Origin of the sequence: Devosia elaeis (assembly GCF_001650025.1) — a bacterium.
In the GTDB taxonomy this organism is placed as follows: Bacteria; Pseudomonadota; Alphaproteobacteria; order Rhizobiales; family Devosiaceae; genus Devosia; species Devosia elaeis.
The window spans coordinates 1-308 of sequence record NZ_LVVY01000027.1 but is presented as its reverse complement, the minus strand read 5'-3'; the positions used below and the strand labels follow the sequence as shown (position 1 = coordinate 308).

Below are 308 nucleotides of genomic sequence, written 5' to 3'. Positions count from 1 at the left end.
TCGTGGAAGCTGCGCGCCGTATCGGGGTCGAGCGAAAGGTTGAACTGGTCTTCCCAGCGGAATTCAAACCGGGCCTTTGACAGCGCATCGTCACGCAACTGCGCCGCCGGATGTCCCTTGGCCAGATCGGCCGCATGCGCCGCGATCTTGTAGGTGATGACGCCGGTCTTGACGTCATCGCGATTGGGCAGGCCCAGATGTTCCTTGGGCGTTACGTAGCAGAGCATGGCCGTACCGAACCAGCCGATCATGCCGGCGCCGATAGCCGAGGTGATGTGGTCATAGCCCGGCGCAATATCGGTGGTCAG

1 protein-coding gene is annotated in these 308 nt (G+C 62.0%); it reads right to left on the bottom strand.

All coding sequences use genetic code 11. From position 1 onward, the window contains the following. Positions 1-308: phosphomethylpyrimidine synthase ThiC (locus A3840_RS01515; RefSeq protein WP_205633322.1), on the bottom strand; the 308-nt coding region annotated here is incomplete at both ends.